1 protein-coding gene is annotated in these 1,077 nt (G+C 67.5%); it reads right to left on the bottom strand.

Features of this window, described 5'->3' with window-relative positions:
- Window positions 1-395: 395 nt before the first annotated feature.
- On the bottom strand, window positions 396-1,077 hold a 682-nt coding region (locus tag EKD05_RS25555), incomplete at its 5' end, for a transposase (RefSeq protein ID WP_165361006.1).

A 1,077-nucleotide genomic window follows, 5' to 3' on the forward strand; every position in this document is an offset into this window, starting at 1 on the left:
AGCCCTCACCGTGGTGATCCTTCGCACCCCGAAAAGTTGCCGGTATTCTGCACCAGTCTCTTGAAGGGGTTTGAAACCCGTTAAGAACTCCACGGCGAAGTACGCAAACATAAGTGACACAAAAAAAGCCCCGCTTTGAAGGAGAGTGGTGCAGAATAGGGGTTGCCATCTGCCGAGCACGGGCCACACGCGGTCGCCAACAGGGGGTGGCCGCGCTCGTTCGGGCAGGATGCGGGGCCAGGCGCCCGCAGGTGCCCAGAATCTGGTCATCCATGCCCACTCCAGACCGCATATGTGCCCGTGGGTGACGTGTGCTGGGCAGGCGCTCACGCCGCACGTGGGGCGTGCGCCGTGGTGCGGGGTGTGGGAACGACGCGGGGGCCGCGTGGGCTCGCTCAGGCGGCGGCCCTCCGCCCTTGCCGGTGGAGCCAACTGAGCAGGTTGCGGACCGCGCAGGCCTGGAAGAGTTCAAACTGCGCCGCGGCCAACCCGATGCAGCGGGCCCGGCGACAGCCCTGGTAGCGCGTGAGCCAGGCGATGGTCGGTTCCACGCGCCAGCGGTCGTGCAGCAAGGCTTTGCCTTCGTCACTTTGGTTGACGCGCCGGGCCTCGCGCATGTGATGGTGATCGTCCGAGATGAAGACGGTGCGATGGCTGTCGGGTTTGGCCTTGGGGTCGCGACACTGCCCGTGCTTCGCACAGCCCGCGCAGTCGGACGCCCGAAACCGGAAGTGGATGCCATCGGCATTGCCAGACGCGTACGCGGTGGTGCTGGCCTTGCCGCCCGGACAGGTGCAGGTCATGCGGGCGAAATCGACCTGAAAATCGGCGACGCTGAAGCGGGCGGGGTCGCTCCCGCCACCCTGTGGAATGGGCGCAACGAGGCTGGTCTGGCCGTCACTGCGGGTGTGGACCTCGGCGCGCGTCTTGCCCCAGCCGGCGGCGCCATCCATCACGATGATGTCGGGCAGCGGTGCCCCGGCGTCCTGCTGCTGCTGGATCACCGCGGCGGGCGCGACACTCTCGGGCGTGCAGCCGGTCACGATCACGCAGGCACGGATGCGCGTGCGGGTGGTG

The organism is Candidatus Chloroploca sp. Khr17 (assembly GCF_004138165.1).
In the GTDB taxonomy this organism is placed as follows: domain Bacteria; phylum Chloroflexota; class Chloroflexia; order Chloroflexales; family Chloroflexaceae; genus Chloroploca.